Origin of the sequence: Clostridioides sp. ZZV14-6345, from assembly GCF_020657775.1 — a bacterium.
Classification (GTDB): Bacteria; Bacillota; Clostridia; order Peptostreptococcales; family Peptostreptococcaceae; genus Clostridioides; species Clostridioides difficile_D.
In genome coordinates this window covers 48,962-68,382 of the sequence record NZ_JAGWCX010000009.1, presented here as the reverse complement: position 1 = coordinate 68,382, position 19,421 = coordinate 48,962, and the positions used below count along the sequence as shown (strand labels likewise).

The 19,421-nt window shown below is 29.4% G+C and carries 13 protein-coding genes and 3 pseudogenes; 6 read left to right on the top strand and 10 right to left on the bottom strand.

Annotated elements, in window-relative coordinates; translation table 11 throughout:
* The first annotated feature begins 106 nt into the window (after positions 1 to 106).
* Complete coding sequence (locus KGF39_RS03850) at positions 107 to 2,335, top strand: type IA DNA topoisomerase (protein WP_227821255.1); 2,229 nt, start codon at positions 107 to 109, stop codon at positions 2,333 to 2,335.
* 122 nt (positions 2,336 to 2,457) lie between these two features.
* Here KGF39_RS03850 and KGF39_RS03845 read toward each other — a convergent pair whose 3' ends face one another.
* Complete coding sequence (locus tag KGF39_RS03845) at positions 2,458 to 2,943, bottom strand: MarR family winged helix-turn-helix transcriptional regulator (RefSeq protein WP_003430844.1); 486 nt, start codon at positions 2,941 to 2,943, stop codon at positions 2,458 to 2,460.
* Between the two features lie 251 nt (positions 2,944 to 3,194).
* Between KGF39_RS03845 and KGF39_RS03840 the strand changes: the two genes are divergently transcribed.
* From KGF39_RS03840 to KGF39_RS03830, 3 genes are read left to right on the top strand one after another with little or no spacing between them, the layout of a single operon-like run.
* A complete protein-coding gene (locus tag KGF39_RS03840) occupies positions 3,195 to 4,418 on the top strand; it encodes an efflux RND transporter periplasmic adaptor subunit (protein ID WP_227821254.1) in 1,224 nt (407 codons plus the stop codon).
* Positions 4,419 to 4,422: 4 nt separating this feature from the next.
* Positions 4,423 to 7,557: an efflux RND transporter permease subunit gene (locus tag KGF39_RS03835; RefSeq protein ID WP_227821253.1), complete on the top strand. Its 3,135-nt coding sequence runs from the start codon at positions 4,423 to 4,425 to the stop codon at positions 7,555 to 7,557.
* 21 nt (positions 7,558 to 7,578) lie between these two features.
* Positions 7,579 to 8,901, top strand: a complete 1,323-nt coding sequence (locus tag KGF39_RS03830) for a TolC family protein (RefSeq protein WP_255643234.1) — start codon at positions 7,579 to 7,581, stop codon at positions 8,899 to 8,901.
* Between the two features lie 228 nt (positions 8,902 to 9,129).
* On the opposite strand, the gene KGF39_RS03825 is transcribed toward KGF39_RS03830, so the two are convergent.
* The 4 genes from KGF39_RS03825 to KGF39_RS03810 all read right to left on the bottom strand — a co-directional run bounded on the left by KGF39_RS03825 (position 9,130) and on the right by KGF39_RS03810 (position 13,769).
* Positions 9,130 to 9,375 carry a zinc ribbon domain-containing protein gene (locus KGF39_RS03825; protein ID WP_227821251.1) on the bottom strand — a complete coding sequence of 82 codons (246 nt, stop codon included), beginning with the start codon at positions 9,373 to 9,375 and terminating at the stop codon, positions 9,130 to 9,132.
* A 218-nt stretch (positions 9,376 to 9,593) separates the two neighbouring features.
* On the bottom strand, positions 9,594 to 12,221 hold the full coding sequence (ppdK, locus tag KGF39_RS03820) for a pyruvate, phosphate dikinase (protein ID WP_227821250.1): 2,628 nt from the start codon (positions 12,219 to 12,221) through the stop codon (positions 9,594 to 9,596).
* Between the two features lie 60 nt (positions 12,222 to 12,281).
* Complete coding sequence (locus KGF39_RS03815) at positions 12,282 to 13,124, bottom strand: pyruvate, water dikinase regulatory protein (RefSeq protein WP_227821249.1); 843 nt, start codon at positions 13,122 to 13,124, stop codon at positions 12,282 to 12,284.
* Positions 13,125 to 13,130: 6 nt separating this feature from the next.
* Positions 13,131 to 13,769, bottom strand: a complete 639-nt coding sequence (locus KGF39_RS03810; RefSeq protein ID WP_227821248.1) for a helix-turn-helix transcriptional regulator — start codon at positions 13,767 to 13,769, stop codon at positions 13,131 to 13,133.
* A gap of 505 nt (positions 13,770 to 14,274) precedes the next feature.
* Between KGF39_RS03810 and KGF39_RS03805 the strand changes: the two are divergent.
* Together KGF39_RS03805 and KGF39_RS03800 are read left to right on the top strand one after the other, a co-directional pair.
* Positions 14,275 to 14,571 (top strand): annotated as a pseudogene (locus KGF39_RS03805) (transposase); the annotation flags it as partial.
* 119 nt (positions 14,572 to 14,690) lie between these two features.
* Positions 14,691 to 15,380 (top strand): annotated as a pseudogene (locus KGF39_RS03800) (IS3 family transposase); the annotation flags it as partial.
* 139 nt (positions 15,381 to 15,519) lie between these two features.
* Here KGF39_RS03800 and KGF39_RS03795 read toward each other — a convergent pair.
* The 5 genes and pseudogenes from KGF39_RS03795 to KGF39_RS03785 all read right to left on the bottom strand — a co-directional run bounded on the left by KGF39_RS03795 (position 15,520) and on the right by KGF39_RS03785 (position 19,404).
* Positions 15,520 to 16,656, bottom strand: coding sequence for a M20 family metallopeptidase (locus KGF39_RS03795; protein ID WP_227821247.1), 1,137 nt, complete (start codon positions 16,654 to 16,656; stop codon positions 15,520 to 15,522).
* A gap of 55 nt (positions 16,657 to 16,711) precedes the next feature.
* On the bottom strand, positions 16,712 to 17,005 hold the full coding sequence (locus KGF39_RS19810) for an alanine:cation symporter family protein (protein ID WP_308463829.1): 294 nt from the start codon (positions 17,003 to 17,005) through the stop codon (positions 16,712 to 16,714).
* Positions 17,005 to 17,202, bottom strand: a complete 198-nt coding sequence (locus KGF39_RS19805) for an alanine:cation symporter family protein (protein WP_255643233.1) — start codon at positions 17,200 to 17,202, stop codon at positions 17,005 to 17,007. The genes KGF39_RS19810 and KGF39_RS19805 overlap by 1 nt, the downstream gene beginning before the upstream one ends.
* A 62-nt stretch (positions 17,203 to 17,264) precedes the next feature.
* Positions 17,265 to 17,321: pseudogene (locus tag KGF39_RS20110) on the bottom strand (hypothetical protein); the annotation flags it as partial.
* An 823-nt stretch (positions 17,322 to 18,144) separates the two neighbouring features.
* Complete coding sequence (locus KGF39_RS03785; RefSeq protein ID WP_227821246.1) at positions 18,145 to 19,404, bottom strand: MFS transporter; 1,260 nt, start codon at positions 19,402 to 19,404, stop codon at positions 18,145 to 18,147.
* Between the last annotated feature and the right edge of the window lie 17 nt (positions 19,405 to 19,421).

Sequence of the window (19,421 nt, the reverse complement as noted above, 5' to 3'; positions counted from 1 at the left end):
TCTCCTTTCAACTTTCTATAAATATTATAACTTAAATTTCGACCTCTTGAAGTTTTTTATTTTTTTGTGGTAATATAATTATTAGTGTTTTAAAGGAGGATTTTTTATGAAACTTGTACTCGCTGAGAAACCATCTGTTGCAAAAACTATAGCATCATTTTTAGGTGCAAAGACCAGACAAGATGGTTACTTTGAAGGAAATGATTATATAATTACTTATGCAGTTGGACACTTAGTATCATTATATGATATGAAAGATTATGATAAAGATAAATATTCTGGCTCTTGGAAAATGAACAATTTCCCATTTGTTCCTGAAGATAAGTTTAAATTTAAGATTGATAGTTCTAAAACCAAACAATTCAACACTGTAAAAAAACTTTTGAATAGAAAAGATGTAGAATATGTAATAAATGCTACTGATAATGACCGAGAAGGAGAACTTATAGCATTTTTAATATTTTTACTTGCAAAAAATAAAAAACCAGTAAAAAGGATTTTGGTAAATGAATGGACACCAGAAGACATTACAAGAGGTATAAAAAACTTAAAAGATGAAGATGAGATGAGAAATCTTCAAGCTGCTGGGTATACAAGACTTATTACTGATTGGTTGATTGGAATAAACTTTACTTCTGTTGCTACATTGAAATATGGAAATGGAAAATTACTAAATATAGGTAGAGTAATTCTTCCAACAGTTAAATTAGTCTATGATAGAGATATGGAAATACTAAACTTTGTTCCTAAAACCTATTATGAAATAGAAGGTCATTTTAAAGCTGAAACTGGTGAATATAAAGGTAAATATATTAAAGGAAAAGAAAGTAAATTTGATACACTTGAAGATGCAAATAAAATTATAGCTTCAATTACATCTGAAACTGGTAAAATACTAGATAAAAAAGTTACGATGTCAAAAGAATATGCACCAAAACTTTTTAGTTTGACATCACTTCAAGGATATATAACTTCTAAGTATTCCAATTTTACATCTGATAAGGTTTTAAATGTCTGTCAGTCTCTTTATGAGGGTAATGGTAAGGGTGGATATATAACCTACCCTAGAACTGATTCTATCTTTCTAGAAGAAAGTTTGGCTTCAAAAGCTTCTCAAACTCTAGATAAGCTAAAGGTTGGCCTTGAATATGAAAATAAAATTAAATTTTCTAAAACTAAAAGGGTCTTCGATTCTTCTAAAGTAGACTCCCATAGTGCTATAATTCCAACTTATATAATTCCAAAGAGTTTATCTAAGGATGAACAATTAGTTTATGATGCTATAAAAGATAGATTTATAGCAAACTTTATGCCTCCTGCTGAATATGAGAATACAGAAATTAAGACTGAAGTAGATAATTGTACTTTCTTAACAAAAGGTAAGGTACTCAAAGCAAAAGGATATCTTGAGGTATATAATAAGGAAGAAAAAAACGATTTACTCCCACTTGTAAATAAAGATGATATTGTTGATGTATTAGAAATAAAACCATTAACTAAGCAAACTACTCCACCTAAACCATATACAGAGGACACTCTTTTAAAAGCAATGAAAAATTGTGGTAAAAATGTTCCTGAAGAAGATACAACAGTGCTGTCTGGATATTCAATTGGAACATCAGCCACACGTGCCGATGTGTTAAAGAAGATAAGTCAAGTAGGCTATGTAAAGAAAAAAGGGAAATCTTATTCTATAACAGACCTTGGAAAAAATTTAGTTGAGATTTTTCCTGTGAAAGACTTATTTGATGTAGATTATACTGGGAAACTTGAAAAAAGCTTGAGCGATATTCAAAAAGGAAAATACACAAGAAAAGAATATCTTACTAATATCATTAGTTTTATATATCAAAATGTCAATATTATAAAACAAGATGCTTCAAAAAATATAAACACGGAAGCATATACTTTCGATTCAAAAACTAAAAAATTTACTAAAACAAAAGAAAAAAAACAGAAAAAAGATGTGACTAATGCTGAAAAAGAAGTTGCTATATCAAAAGATTCTGATAACAAAAAAGAAAGTAAAAATGGTGATGAAAATCAAGCTCTTGGTAAATGCCCTATTTGTCAAGGTGATGTACTGGAATTTGACAAAGGATTTGCTTGTAAAAATCATAAAGAATGTAAATTTGTTATTTGGAAAAATGATAAGTATTTAAATCTTTATAAAAAGAAAGTTAACAAAACAATGGTCAAAAATATTTTAAAAAAAGGTGAAACAAAAGTAAAATCTTTAACTGCTAAAAATGGTAATAAATTTAATGCTACATTAAAATATAATAAAAACCCGGATACTGGCTATTTCAACTGGAAAATAGAGTTTGATAACTAAATATTCATAACAAAAGAAATAGCAGTAGTATAATATAGAATATTATACTACTGCTATTTCTTTTCTTGTAAAGTTTTAATTTTCTTAATAAATTTTCTTAATAGTTACTTCCACAATCAAATCTAACCTAATTTCTTTACTATTTCTGATAACTTTAATGTATGTTCATCTAATAAAGTCAGCTCTTCCTCAGAAAGATTTGATAATTTTTTTACTAGAGATTCTTTGAGAATAGCTTTTACTGCATCAAAGAGTTCAAATGCCTTATCTGTTAATTCAACCCTAAGAATTCTTCTATCTTTTGGGTCAGGAAATTTATTGACTAAACCATGTTCCACTAATCTATCAATAATCGGTGTCATGTTTGATTTTAAAATTCCTAAATTAGAGGCTATTTGAGAGATTGATGATGAATTAGATGTCATAAGATAGAGAATTACCTTAGCATGCGATGGAGCCATTGGACATTCCTCAAAATACGCTTTCATTATATCCGAGTTATTTTGAAATTTTTTTAACAAATCACTTTCTTTAAATATATTATTCTCAAGCACAAATAAAAAATCTAAAAAAGAGTCCGCTATTTTAAGTATATTGTTGTTATCCATATTTGTAACATCCCTTCAATAGATAGTGTAATAAAACATTCGTTGTTTATATAGTATAAATTATAAACTATTAATAAATTTAAAACAAGAAAAAGTTATTGACTCATAATAATTATAAATTTATAATCAAATTAGAGAATTATAAATTGCCAATAATGGGAAGTTTTTTAATTAGTCTAAAACTAAACTTAAATTATAAGACACTTTAAATTCTACAACAAGCTAGTGTGCAATATATAATAGGAGGAGATATGAAAAGATATTTAATAGTTTTCTTAATGTGTAGTTCACTGTTTTTAGTTGGATGTGGGAAAACAGAAGAATCTGAACCTGAGAAACCAATAGCAGTCTCTGTTCAGAAGGCAGTAGGTGGAGAAATTGAAAACACAAATTCTTTCTCAGGAACTACAAAGGTTAAAGATGAAACAGCTGTTACTGCACAGACTGTTGGCACAGTTCAAGAAGTTTATGTAAAACTTGGGCAAAACGTAAGAAAAGGAGATGAATTACTGAGTATAAGCAGTCCAGAGCTAGAAAATAGTGTAAAGCAAAGTAAAGCATCACTAGATTTAGCAAAAGCAAGTTATTCAAGTGCCACTGGTGGCTCATTAGAAGCTCAAGTAAATCAAGCAAAAACAGCTCTTGACAATGCAAAGATTCAATATGATGAGTCTCAAAGAAATTATGACAATAATAAGATTCTTTATGAACAGGAAGTAATTAGTTTGGACCAATTTAAAAAAATAGAGTTTTCTTTAGAACAAACAAAACAACAACTAGATTCTGCTCAAAGAGCATACGATACAGCAACTTCAAAGAGTATACCTCAAGCTAAGGCACTTGCTAAAAAACAGCTTGACCAAGCTCAGGTATCATATAATTTAGCAATGAGTAACTTAGACAAATTAACATTAACATCTCCAGTAGATGGTACAATAACTGCTAAAAACTTTGATTCAAAAGAAATGATAACACAATCACAACCAGCTTTTATTATTTCTAATCCTAATATATTAGAAGTTAATTTAAATGTGGCAGAATCAGATATAGGTAAATTTAAGAAGGATGGAAATGTAGATGTTATAATTGAAGACCAAAGAGTTTTAGGAAAAATAGATTATGTACCTTCAGTAGTTGACCCTCAGACATCTTTATATCCTGTTAAAGTGCTTGTTAATAATACAAACAACAAGTTTAAAGCAGGTATGTCTGCTCAAGTAAACCTAAGTGTTGAAAAAGAAAATGGTGCTGTTACAGTACCTAAAAAGGCAATATTTGAAGAAAATGGAAAAAAATATGTATACATAGCAAAGAAAGATAATATAGCACAGAAAAAATTAGTTCAAACTGGAATTGTAACAGAGGATAAAATAGAAATTAAAAGTGGTGTAAGTGATAAAGATACAGTGGTTATTGGAGGGATAAGTCTTATTTCTGATGGAACTAAGATATTTCCTGTAGAAAAGGAGAAATAGTACTATGAATTTAACACATACTTCCGTTAAGCGTCCTCTCACAATCATAATGGTCTTTTTAGTATTAATAGTTTTTGGTGGTATTGGATATAAGAAAATGTCAATAAATCTAATGCCTGATATAGAAATACCTGTTGTAATGGTTATGACTACTTGGACAGGTGCTGGTCCTCAAGACGTTGATGAACAAATTAGTCAAAAAGTTGATGAAAGTTTATCAGCCGTTTCAAATGTAAAATCTACTATATCAAGTTCACAAGAGAGTGTTTCTATGGTAGTGGCTCAATTTGAATTTGGAACTAATTTGGATGAAATAATGAATGATGTTAGGTCTAAAGTTGATGCATTACAGACCAGTCTTCCAGATGATGCAGCTAAACCAACAGTTTTAAAGCTTGATATGAATGCACAAGCCATAGGTCAACTTGTCATATCTGGAGGCAATGAAAATAGTTCACAAGCATTAAGAAAATACGCTGAAGATGTAATTCAACCTAAAATAGAATCTATAGATGGTGTTACTTCAGCAGACCTTAAAGGTGGAGAAAAAGCACAGGTTAATGTAATAGCTGACCCAGCTGTTCTTTCAAATTATGGAGTTAGTTTATCCACTATAAAAGGTGTCCTATCATCTAGTAATAAAACATTCCCCTATGGTTCAATTACCCAAGGTGAGGATAAAATAGTTTTAAGAGCAATTGATAAATTAGAATCCTTAGATGACATAAAACAGATTCAAATTCCTGTAAAAGGAGGAAATACAGTTAGATTAGATAATCTTTGTAGTGTAGATTATGGATATGCAGACAAAGATAGTATTTATAGATACAATGGAAAAGACAGTTTGGTAATAGATATTTCTAAACAACAAGATGCCAACACTGTAAAAGTTATGCAGAGTGCATACAAATATGTAGATGAATTGAATAAAGAAAATCCTCAGTTTAAAATTAAAATTGCTAATGACACAAGTTCATACATAAGTGAATCAATAAACAGTGTAATGAGCAACTTGCTTATAAGTGCTGTTATTGCATTTATTGTAATATTTGCTTTCCTAAAAAGTGTAAGAGCTTCACTAGTTGTTGCAGTTGCAATACCAATTTCTATAATAGGTGCTATAGCAATTCTCTACTTTACTGGCGAAAGTTTAAATCTTATTACTGCAAGTTCACTGGTAATTTCGGTTGGTATGGTTGTTGATAATGCTACAGTTGTAATTGAAAATATATTTAAATATAGGAAAAGTGGTCGGTTGAGTATTGATGAATGTGCTATTGAGGGAACAAGAACTGTAACAAATGCGATACTTGCATCTACATTAACTACTATAGCAATATTCTTACCTATTATGTTTACAGATGGTATAGCCAAAATAACTTTTGGAGCATTGGGTAAAACACTTATAGCTTCCCTAGCCTTCTCTTTTATAGGTGCAATTACGCTTGTTCCTAGTGTATTTGCAAAATTAAGTAGAGGTAAAAATAGCCAAAAAATGCAAGAAAAAGATAGCCCTATATTCGATAAAGTAAGTGAAGCATATAAAAAATTATTAAGTGTATGTTTAAGACATCAACGTTTAGTTGTAATATCAAGTTTACTTATTTTTGTAGCTTCATTATTTGGAATGGGATTCATAGGTATGGACTTTATGCCTGCAGCAGACAAGGGAGAATTATCTATTTCTATAGAACTTCCAAAAGGTCTTAGCCTAGAATCCAATGATTATTATGTATCTATGACTGAGAAAAAAGTTTCAGATATTCCAGAAATTAAAACTTTAATAACAACTTTGACATCAGATTCAAATAATAATACAGCAAATATATCAATTGAATTAGAATCTCAAAAAAATAGAAAAAGAACTACCGATGAAGTAGAAAAAGAAATAATTGATAGAGTGGCTACTGTACCAGATTGTAAAATAAATGTAAGTCAAAACAGTAGTGTCATGGGTGGAGCTGGAGGAGCAGACTTCACATTAGAAATGAAAGGTCCTGATTTAGATGTATTAAAAATATTAGGAAAAGAAGTGGAAAAAGAATTCAGCTCTATAAAAGGATTTAGAAATGTTGAAACTTCTCTTACAGATACAACACAAGAAGCTCAATTTACGATAGATAAACATAAGGCTCAAGAATATGGCGTGAATACTGCTGAAATCGCAGGTATGTTACGTACAGCAATAAATGGTGACTCAGTAACTACTGCTACTATTGACGATTACAAAGTGGACGTAAATCTAAAATTTAAAGCAGATACTATTGATAATTTGGAAGATATAAAACAACTAAAAGTAAACTCTTCAACTGGAAAAGAAGTTCCTCTTGGTGCTTTTTCAGATATAAAAATGGCAAATGGTCTACAATCTATATCTAGAACTGATGGAGATTTTTCTGTAAATATAACTGCTACACTTGACAATTTAGATGCTGGTACTGCTACAAAACTAGCTCTAGAAAAAACAAACAAAATGGTAATTCCTAAAGATTACTCTATAGGTGTTGGTGGCGAAACAGAAATGATGAATGAATCTATGGCGAGCCTTGGATTTTCAATGGTCATAGCTATAGCACTAGTTTATATGGTAATGGTAGCTCAGTTTGAATCATTTAGTAAACCATTTATAATTATGTTCTGTGTTCCATTTGCATTTGTTGGAGTTGTGCTTTCTCTTCTAGTTAGTGGTCAAAGTTTAAGTACTGTAGGTATGCTAGGTATAATCTTACTTATAGGTATCGTTGTTAATAATGGTATAGTTCTTATTGACTATATAGAGCAACTTAGAAAAGCAAATCATAATAATGATTTAATTGGATTGGTTTCAATTGGTTGTGCAGCAAGATTAAGACCAGTTCTAATGACTACAGCAACAACAATTTTAGGTATGTTACCAACAGCACTATCTCTTGGCGAAGGTGGAGAAACTATGCAACCACTAGCTATAGTTATAATGGGTGGTCTGACTGTATCTACACTTATAACTTTGGTACTTATACCTACTATATACTTAATCTTTGATAAATGGGAGAATAAGTTTTCAGACAAAATTCCTAAAATATTTGGTAAGATAACAGATAAAATAGGAAATATAAAGCGTAAAATAATAAAGAAACCAAAATTGAAAGCTAAAGTTTAAATAGAATGGAGGGTGATTGTATTGAATAAAAAAGTTAGTAAAATAGTTGCAATTGGATGTGGTGTTGGTATAATAACAGCCAATCTTATGCCAGTTTACGCAAATAATAATACTTCTTCTATAAATAAAGTTGATAATTCTATTGTAAATAACTCAACTAAAAGAACATCTGAAAAGGAAATTTTTACTGCTAGAGATGCTGTAAGTGCTGCACTTAAAAATAGTGAAAAATTAAAAATGAAATCAGAAGAAATAAAGATGTTAAAAGAAAAGTTAGAAGTACAAGATGAAATTGATAGATATAGTGAAGGTAGCAATTCATTCCCATATGACCAAATTGGACTTCTTAAAAATCAAAGTGAACAGGCTAAAGGATTTATGGAAGACCAAATAGCTAATGATATTACTAATAAATACAATGATTTAGTTTCAAGAGAAAATGAGTTAGATAAGATAAAAAATAATCTTGAGATAAAAACTAAAGAAATTAAAGATATGAAATTAAAAAAAGATTTGGGGTTGGTAACATCTTTAGAAACTGAATCAGCTGAACTTGAACTTCAAACACTACAAAATACTCAAAAAGCTAAACTTCAAGAACTAAAAAACAACCAAGACTATTTTAAGTTATTGACTAATATAGATTTAAATAATTATCAATTGGATAAAGAATATAGATTTGAGTCTTTTAGAGTAGGTGGCTCAGTTGATTCATATATGGAAGGTAAGGTTAATGAATATTTAAAATACGACCAATTGATTTTGGAACGTACAGAGGAAAGTTTTAATGATAAAGATGAGTACAAAGCAGATTTACCAGATAGACCTAGTCTTACAAGACCAGTTGCTCCTACAAAACCAGAACAAGGAAGTCTAACTGATGCTGAATATGATATTCTTATGAATAAGTATAAAAAGGATTATGAGCAATATAAAAACAAAGTTGAAGCATATAATCTTGAAAGACAAACTTATGCTGCCGGTCTTACTACTTATGCAAATTATCTTCAACAAAAATATAATACTGAAAATGCTCTAGTAACATTAGAAGACAGTAAAAAAGCTCTTAAAAAAGGATTAATTGATAGCTATGCTCAATTACTCGCTTTAGAAGATACAATTCAAATTACTAAAAAACAACTTGATTTATCAGAAAAACAATTAAAAAATACTAAATTAAGATATGATTTAGGATTAATTACTTTAACTGATTATAAAAAACAAGTAGTAAGTAATGATGATGCTAAAAATAACTATGACACACTTATTGTGAATTATAACTCATTAAAAAATGGTATAGAGAAACCTTGGATACTTAATACTGGAAGTAATCCTGGTAAATAGAAAGATTTTTCAACATATGTTTGATAAAACAAATAATGGAAATAAATTATCAAAAATATAATTACTTGTAAAACCGTATACTTTTATAGAGGCTGTCTCAAAATAGAGATAAGCCTCTTTTTCATTGTTGAAATGATGAAAATATATTTGATTTCATACAAAAAAGAGTGCCTCATAAACTAAAAAGTTCATTTTGAGTCACCCCCAAAAGTTTAACTCTAAATTTAATTATCTTTTATCAAATGTCTCATCTATTTTACATCTTACCATATTAACAAATTCAGAAATATTATATCCTCTAAGTTTGCATCCACATTTAGGACAATAATCTAGCTTCCTAGATACCAAAGCCCTACAACTAGATTCTGGACATCTTATTTTTAGACTCTCTTCTGCTACTTTAAATCCACATCGTGGGCATATACTACCTGGACGTGATGATACTTCCTTTCCACATTTAGGACACTTTGTCAACTTTATCCCCTCCAGTAAACTCAATTTAATTGATAGTTGAAATTTCTCTCTACAATAATATATGCAATATAATTAAATACGTTTCATTTACAACTATATAAGTTAGATTTTTATAATAAAATAAAAATCCCCTATATTCAACTTACAAATACTTAATTTGATACGTTGAACAATAGGGGATATTATTTTAATTTAGTTATATATCTTACAGCCTATTATTATCTAGGATTTTTTATAGATGCTTGAGCTGCTGCAAGTCTAGCAATTGGCACTCTAAATGGTGAACAAGATACATAGTTAAGTCCTACACTATAACAGAACTCTACTGAAGATGGTTCTCCACCATGCTCTCCACATATTCCTAGTTTTAATTCTGGTTTAACTTCTCTACCTAATTTAGCTCCCATCTTAACTAATTTACCAACACCATTTTGGTCTAGTACTTGGAATGGGTCTTTTTCTAGTATTTCTTCATCTACGTATTGACCTAAGAATTTACCAGCATCATCTCTTGAATATCCAAATGCCATTTGTGTTAAGTCATTAGTACCAAAGCTGAAGAAGTCTGCTTCTTGTGCTATTTCATCAGCAGTTAAACAAGCTCTAGGTATTTCTATCATAGTACCTACAGTATAAGGAACTTCTACACCTTCTTCTTTCATTATAGCATCAACAGTTTCTACTATCATTTTTCTTATTATCTTTAACTCATTTACTTCTCCAACTAATGGAACCATTATTTCTGGAGAAACTTTAACACCTGCTCTTATTGCTTCTATAGCTCCTTGTATTATAGCTTTAGATTGCATTACACATATTTCAGGATAAGTTATTGCAAGTCTACAACCTCTGTGTCCAAGCATTGGGTTAAATTCGTCTAAGTCAACTATTCTCTTCTTAATATCACTTACTTTTATTCCCATAGATTTTGAAAGTTCTTCTATAGTCTCATCATCATGAGGTAAGAATTCATGTAGTGGTGGGTCTAGTAATCTTATATTAACTGGTTTTCCATCCATAACTTTGAATAACTCTACAAAATCTTCTCTTTGCATTGGTAATATTTTTTCAAGAGCTTTTTCTCTTTGTTCTACTGTATTAGATAATATCATTTCTCTAACTGCTGGTAATCTAGCCTCATCAAAGAACATATGCTCAGTTCTACATAGACCTATACCTTCAGCACCAAACTCTATAGCTGCACGAGCATCTCTAGGATTATCTGCATTCGTTCTAACCATCATACATTTGTGTTTATCTACCCAGTTCATTAATTTTTCAAAGTTTCCAGTTAAAGATACTTCTGTTTTCTTAACATCTCCTAGGTACACATTTCCTGTAGAACCATCTATAGAAATGTATTCTCCTTCTTTTATAACTACATCATCAAGTGCTCTTATTTCTTTATTAAACTCATCAACTTTTATTTCTCCACATCCAGCAACACAACATTTACCCATACCTCTAGCAACAACTGCTGCATGTGATGTCATTCCACCTCTAGCTGTAAGAATTCCTTCAGCTTTAACCATACCTTCTATATCTTCTGGAGATGTCTCTAGTCTAACTAAAACTACTTTTTCTCCTTTTTCATTTGCTTTTACTACATCATCAGCATTGAAATAAACTTTACCACTTGCTGCACCTGGTGATGCTGGTAAACCTTTTGCTATAACCTTAGCTTCTTTTAATGCATTATCTTCAAATTTTGGATGTAATAATTGGTCTAATTGATTAGGTTCAATTCTCATTATAGCTTCTTTTTCATCAATTATTTCAGCTTCAACTAAATCAACCACTACATTTATTGCTGCTGCTGCTGTTCTCTTACCATTTCTAGTTTGTAATATATATAATCTTTCATTTTCTATAGTAAACTCTATATCTTGCATATCTTTATAGTGACCTTCAAGTATATGAGTAATTTTTACGAATTCATCGAATACAACTGGCATTACATCAGCAAGAGTTGATATATTTTGAGGAGTTCTTATACCTGCAACAACGTCTTCACCTTGTGCATTCATCAAGAATTCACCAAATAATTTGTTTTCTCCTGTAGCTGGATTTCTAGTAAATGCAACACCTGTACCACTAGTCTCTCCCATATTACCAAATACCATTGATTGAATATTTACTGCTGTTCCTAAGTTATGAGCTATATCATTCAATTTGCGGTATACGATTGCACGAGGGTTATTCCATGATCTAAATACAGCCTCTATAGCAAGCATTAATTGCTCTTTTGGGTCTTGTGGGAAATCACTTTTTATTTCTTTTTTATAAATTGCTTTAAATTCTTTTACTATTTCTTTTAAATCATCAGTTGTAAGTTCTGTATCAACTGTGTATCCTTTTGCTTCTTTTACTCTGTCTAATACATTTTCAAATTTATATTTTGGAACTTCCATAGCAACATCAGAAAACATTTGTATGAATCTTCTGTAACTATCATATGCAAATCTTTCATTTTGTGTAGCCTCTGCTAGACCAACAACACTATTGTCATTAAGACCTAGGTTAAGAATTGTATCCATCATTCCTGGCATAGAGAATACTGCACCAGAACGAACTGATACTAATAATGGATTCTTATTGCATCCTAATGTTTTATTTAAGTCTTTTTCTAAAGTAGCTAAATGCTCTTCTATTTCTTTTATTATCTCTGCTCTTATACTTTCATTGTTAACATAATAATCATTACATGCTTCTGTTGTTATAGTGAATCCAGGAGGAACAGGTAAGCCTATCTTAGTCATTTCTGCTAAATTGGCACCTTTACCTCCTAGTAAAGATTTCATGTCTTTGCTTCCTTCACCAAAACTATAAACATACTTAGTTTCCATTGTTAAATCCCCCATTAATCTTTTTATTTTAATTTATATTATTTTTATTAATAGACATTATTAAATTTCTATTTCTTTGTATATCTTTAGACCATTTTCTTTCATTATGTCTAAAATTATACCTGCTGTTTCTTCTATTGCCTTATTTGAAACATTTATTACTGGGCATCCAATTCTTTTCATTATTTCTTCTGAATAATCTAACTCCTGAAGTATTCTTTCTAAATTAGCATAGTTTGCTTTACTAGATAAACCTAAAGCTTTTAATCTTTGAGTTCTTATTTCATTCAGCTTTTCAGGTGAATTAGTAAGACCTATTATCTTCTTAGTATCTATCTCAAATACTTCTTTAGGAATTGGTATTTCTGGAACTAATGGAACATTAGCTACTTTTATATTTTTATTAGCTAAATACATACTCAAAGGAGTCTTAGATGTTCTTGAAATTCCCACTAAAATTATGTCTGCTTGAAGAACACCTCTAGGGTCTTTCCCATCATCATATTTTACTGCAAACTCTATAGCTTCAACTCTCTTAAAGTAAGATTCGTCTAATTTTCTAATTATACCAGCTTCTCTTTTAGGTTTTCTTCCTGTTCTCTTGCTTATCTCTCTTAGTATATCTGTCATCAAGTCTATAGAACTAAGACCTTCTCTTTCACAATATCTTTCAACAATACTGCATAATTCTTCATCAACTAATGTATATACAATCAAAGCGTTTTCAGCTTTTGCATTTTCCAAAGTTTCAAGTAGTACTCCTTTATTAATCATGTATGGAAATCTTTTTATTTCATAAGTTTCATTCACATAAAACTGTGACATACATGCTTTTGCAACTTGTTGTGCAGTCTCCCCTACTGAATCTGATACTGCATATATAATTAGGTTTTTCACCAGCATACCTCCTTAATTGTCAACTATTTCTAAGAATAGCTTAGTTATGTTGGTTTTTGATATTCTCCCAACAACTCTCATATGATTTTTGTCTTCTCCCTTATATTCAACAATTGGAATCGAATCTACTTCATGTTCTATTATTTTTCTTGAAGCTAATAAAACACTTGCTCCTTTAGTTAGAGTAACTACATTTGGAGTTCTTGTCATTATCATACCTATTGGCATCTTATTTATATCAGAACCTCCTATAGTTGCTTTTAACAAGTCTTTTCTGGAAACAACTCCACATAGCTCTTCATTTTCATCTATAATAACTATACTCCCTACATCAGATAAAAACATAGTGACTATTACATCATATATACTTTCGTCCTTCTTAGCTAGTACAGGCATGCTCATTATATCTTCTACTGTTTTTTCTTTTATACTTTTACCAATTAAATTAATTTCACTGACTCCTGAATAAAAATATCCAACTTTTGGTCTTGCGTCTAATATTCCTGTCATTGTTAATATAGCTAAATCAGATCTAAGTGTAGCACGAGTCACATTCAACCTGGAGGCAATACTTTCACTCGTTATTGGTTCATTTTCCTTAACTATATCTATAATTTTTAGCTGTCTTTCATTAAGCTGAATAATAATCACCTTCTTTCATTGTGCTATACTTTTTATCTTTTCGCATCTTATATAGTATATTATATAACTATATATATCATTCTGTAAACAGATTTTTTACTGAATACGATATATTTTTTACTAAGTTCTCTTGCTTAAAGATATTTATTATATATTAATGGGGGATAATTCTTTAATTAATAGAACTATATTAGTATTACAGTTAATATTATAATACATAATTGGTCATTTTAATTCATTTTATATTAAAATTTTTAATAATATTATTTTAATATGAATACAAAGTTGCAGAACCAATTTAGATTAAACATACTAGTATCTTTTATAATTACAAATAAGCTATAATATACTTCTAAACAAAATATCCTAACAAAAATATATAGAAATTTAAAAGGGCTGATTTAGAAATATAGTATAATCCCCTTATAGTAGACATTTAAATAAAAGGCCATTATAATAGGTCTAAAAAGCGTATACTCTAAGGGGGTTTTTCTATGTCTAAAAAACACAAAAATATAGCAAAGAACTTAAACTAAAAGCTGTAAACTTATATATAAAAGAAGGATACTCATCATATAAAATTGCTGAGATGCTGAATATAAGAAGCAAAACACAAGTTCAAAACTGGGTAAAAGATTATAAAAATAAAGGTAAAATTGCATTTAATGAGGAAACTAGGGGCAGATTTAAAAATATTAGTCTAGAAAATGATAATAGAATATTTAAATCTGTTGAAGAAGAATTGAAGTACTTACGCATGGAGAATGAATTCTTAAAAAAGTTAAGTAGCCTATCGGACAAGTCAAAGTAAGCGATAAATTTAAAACAATTAAACTTATGTCTAGGAAGTATAGTATTTCTAGTATGTGTAAGTTGATAGGTGTGTCAAGAAGTGGTTAGTATAAATGGCTAAGTTATTCTAAAAAATCTACCGATAGAGGTATCAAAGATAGAATTATTAAGGATTATATAATTGAAATACATAAAAAATATAGAGGCACTTACGGTAGAAAAAGAATTTGTACTTATTTAAATAAAATACTTGATACCCCTATTAATCATAAGAGAGTATATAGGTTGATGAAAGAACTAGGAATTAAATCTATTATTAGAAAGAAAGTATATAGACGCAAGTTTAAATCATCTGAGGTATATGATAATATATTAAATCGTGAATTTACAGCTAATCAACCATTAGAAAAAATTTGTATGGATATAACATACATACCTATCGGTAAAAAATTCTTATATATGAATGTAGCCAAAGATTTATTTAATGGTGAAATAGTCGCATATGAGATAAGTACAAAAATGAATTCCAAATTAGTTAATAATACAGTAAATCAACTAATAAATATGAATTTAGCTAAAGATTGTATTTTACACACAGATCAAGGTTCACAATATACAAGTAGACCTTACTCTAAAAGGCTTAAGGATAATGGTATTATACAATCTATGTCCCGAAGGGGCAACTGCTGGGATAATGCTCCTATAGAAAGTTTTTTCAGTCATTTTAAATCTGAATTAATATATTTAATTGATACTACAGATCCAAAGGAAATGATTAGTCTAATAAATGATTATATTTATTTTTATAATAATGAAAGATACAATTAAAAAACGGAATGAGTCCGATTGAATATCGAACTCATTCCGCATAAAGATAGCCTTTTTTAAGTCTGTCTACTTGACAGGGACATATCCAAAACAGATAAGCCTCTTTTTCATTGTTGAAATGATAAAAATAATCTAAATACTACTCTTCCTTCATTTTTTTCAATAACTCTGGATTTTCAAATAAATTAAATCCTGTTAAAGCTAATATTTTTATACCATCAATCACTCTATCTTTTGCATATTGATTTATAGAAGCTTCTAAAAACTCTTTTGTGTGTAGTTCTTCTCCATTTTCAGAAAACTTCATCAAAGGATGTATACATGGCATTATTTGACTTAAATTTCCCATATCTGTTGAACCCAACATTACTTGATCGTCTTCATATATTCCAAATTCTTCCATGATTTTTGTAAATATACCTGTTAAAACTTTGTTTTCATTTAATCCTTGACAAGTTGGCTCAAAGTGATAAAATTCAAGTTCACATCCAGTAGCTATTGCAGCACCTCTAGCACAATTTTTCACTTTTTCTACTACTTCATCAAAATAATTTTGTTCTTTTGCCCTTATCTCTAATCTTACTTTTCCCATATCAGGTATTACATTTGCAGCAGTCCCTGCTTCTAGTATAATACCATGTATTCTCGTTCCATCTACTAGTTGTTGTCTTAGTGCATTTATATTGTTATATAGTAATACTACTGCATCTAGGGCATTTATTCCATTATATGGCTTAGCTCCTGCATGAGATGCTTTTCCAGTGAATATAAAATCTAGACCTCCTATTGCTATAATTTCTGGTGCTACACAAGTCTTCGAATTTGGATGTATCATCATTGCTGCATCATATCCATCAAATACACCATGTTCTATCAAGTAAGGTTTTCCATCTCCAGTTTCTTCAGCAGGCGTCCCAATTATACTTACCTCTCCTTTGTAAGTATCTAGTATACTTGAAAGAGCTATTCCAGCTCCAACTCCCATAGATGCTATTAAATGATGTCCACATGCATGACCATTTCCTGGAAGAGCATCGTATTCTGCTATAAAAGTAATTCTTGGTCCATCGCCATTTTTCTTAGTTGCTTTAAAAGCTGTAGCCATACCTGCTAAATTTTCTTCAACTTCAAAGCCCTCTTCTCTTAAAAATTCTGCTATTTTTTTAGCAGACTTATATTCTTGTAAGGCAATTTCTGGTTCATCATATAAAGATTGACATAGCCCTAAAATTTTTTCTTTCTTTAAATCTGCCACTTGTATTATTTTTTCTTTCATATCAATCTTACCTCCCATTAAATTTATTTATTCATTTTTGTATCCTATTATAACTTTAATTTAGTTTATCTTTATTCTCTTTTAGGTATCTATTTTCCCAAAATTCAGCATTTTTTATATCCAGTTCTATAGGGTTAAAAGTTCTATCATTCCTTTTAATTCCTATCTTTTTCTGTCTTAGATAATCATAATATGCATTTATAGCTGGTTTTTTTAATGTAAAGATGGCAATTAAATTTATATATGTTAATATCCCTATACATATATCACCTAGTGCCCAACTTATAAGTGGCTCTATAAAACAACACATTGCTGCACATATTATAAGCATAAATCTACAGACATTAATTATGTACTTTCATGTTTTTCTGCTTTAATTCTAGTTACTAAGTAAGATACATTAGTCTCCATCATGTATGAAAATGCTAACAAAGTTGTAAATGTAAATAATAATAAAACTATTGCTATAAAAATATCACCTAATTGCGGATGTAATGTATTTATTAATATTGTGGACCCGGCTCTACACCTGGTAGTGTTGTGCAAACACCTGTAACATTATACATTCCTGTTATTACAATCATAATACCTGTAGCCATACATATTAATAGTGTGTCTACATAAACAGAAAATGCTTGAACTAATCCTTGTTTGGCTGGATGAATGATGATATCCCAACATGAGAACTATCTCCTTCAAGCAAGAGAGTAAACATCTCTTTTACATCTCTTATTTGAAAAAATTTTAATTTCAATGAAAAATATAATCCTATACACAAACACATTACAACTAATACGGGTGACCAAACAATTCCATTAATGGTGTTAACTAAATCGGTCACTTAACTCACCACCATTCATTTTATATTTATAGACAATAATTTAAACAGCTATATTTCAATATTTTATATAATCTTTATCTTAATATATCTAAAAAATCTATCTTCTATTTATTTATATTATTTTTAATCCACAATCTACAAATATTTATTTCTAAAATCAAGAATATTAATCGATATCTAAACATAAATTTATAAACTTTTTAACGATATGTGTTTGACCAATAATCAAACAATATAAATTGGAATACATATAATGAAAAGCCTGAAATTGTTACTATATAAATAGTACAATATACAATTATTGATATATAATTAAATAGTATCTAGTTAGATTTTAAATTTTCGTATTTATTATTAGGTGTAAAATTGAGTACAACTACCATCTATTTTTGGAATTCTTTTAAAATTTAAATTAAATAGGTTTATGTAAATATGCAAATAGATAATAATTGCTACTCAATTTTATACCTTTAGGGGTAACTTTATGCTAAAACCTAGAAAACTTGATAACATTTTGATTTTTACGCTTTATTCTCTAAACATTATTATAAAACTTAATTTATTGATATTTTTTATGCTATTTATGCAATCACATTCATCAAAATAAGTATTATATTTACATATACTTAATCACCAAATTTGAATATTTAAGCTTCTAATTTACTTGCTCTTCTCTTCTTAACCTTTAATATATATAAACAAGATAATATTCCAATAATTAGAATTGCTATCTGGAATATAAATGTGTATGTGTAACCTTTATTACCATAAGTATCTATCCAATATCCTATTAATGCAAATTGGAATACATCTGGTGAAAATCCTAAAGCTGCAGCTATACCTATAGTAGTTGCTGAATATTTAACTGGAACTTTTACTTCATCTTGAACTGCATAGTATATACCTTTTCCCATGTAACCTAATATACCTACTACAAATGTTAGAGCTATGAATATAGTCATTGGAGTTGATGCAGGTAATACTAGGAATAAAATTATTACTGCTATACCAAATACATAGATTGGTAAAAGCACTTTCGTAGGTGATTTTAATTTGTCTGCACAGTATCCTCCAAATGGTGCTCCAAACAATTTTAGACCATGCTGTCTTATTATTGCTAATGCACCAGATAGTGCAACAGAACCTCCAAGTACTGATGTTATATATGGTGTAAAATAAGACATTGTAACTGTGAATGAATATACACAGAATATACTTATACCTACTAGCCAAGTATTTGGTGATTTTAGTACTGTCATAAAATCACCAGCAGACATTTTTTCACTTGCTTCTTCTTTATCTTCTCTAATATCTACATCTTTAATTACATACCATAATACTGGACACATTGCTATTGATAATATTCCTAGAGATATCATTACCCATCTCATACCCAATGCAGGAGTTGCAAAGCATGTATAAATATATAAGAATATTGCGCCCATTACTACTCCAGAAACTCCAACCATAGCTTCATTAAATCCATAAACTTTACCTTGATTATCTTTTCCTATAACTCTAAGTATCTTTACCATAGAAGGATAGTTCATAACTAATGATGTAATTGCACAACCTACCCAAGTTGCAACTGCAAATGAATAGTTCATATTAAATGCAAATAAAAATGATACTACTCCATTAAGAAACACAGAACCTAAAATTATCTTTCTATAATCAAATCTATCTGCTAACCAACCTCCTATAGGAGCTCCAAATATATTTCCTAATCCATAAATCGTAAGTAGAAAACCTAGTTGAGTATTTGTACATTCTAATGCTTTTAAGATTGGATCATATAATGTATATTGGATAAATGGTATAATATAAACTAATTCCCAAGATATTGCTATAATAACAAGTTGAAACATTAACTTTCCAAAATTTATACCGTTCCCTTTTTCTCCCATATTTAAACCCTCACTTT

Coding starts and splice junctions, on each gene's coding strand:
- KGF39_RS03850 (WP_227821255.1), top strand. CDS start 107: ATGAAACTTGTACTCGCTGAGAAACCATCTGTTGCAAAAACTATAGCA.
- KGF39_RS03845 (WP_003430844.1), bottom strand. CDS start 2,943: ATGGATAACAACAATATACTTAAAATAGCGGACTCTTTTTTAGATTTT.
- KGF39_RS03840 (WP_227821254.1), top strand. CDS start 3,195: ATGAAAAGATATTTAATAGTTTTCTTAATGTGTAGTTCACTGTTTTTA.
- KGF39_RS03835 (WP_227821253.1), top strand. CDS start 4,423: ATGAATTTAACACATACTTCCGTTAAGCGTCCTCTCACAATCATAATG.
- ppdK (WP_227821250.1), bottom strand. CDS start 12,221: ATGGAAACTAAGTATGTTTATAGTTTTGGTGAAGGAAGCAAAGACATG.
- KGF39_RS03815 (WP_227821249.1), bottom strand. CDS start 13,124: ATGCTGGTGAAAAACCTAATTATATATGCAGTATCAGATTCAGTAGGG.
- KGF39_RS03795 (WP_227821247.1), bottom strand. CDS start 16,656: ATGAAAGAAAAAATAATACAAGTGGCAGATTTAAAGAAAGAAAAAATT.
- KGF39_RS03785 (WP_227821246.1), bottom strand. CDS start 19,404: ATGGGAGAAAAAGGGAACGGTATAAATTTTGGAAAGTTAATGTTTCAA.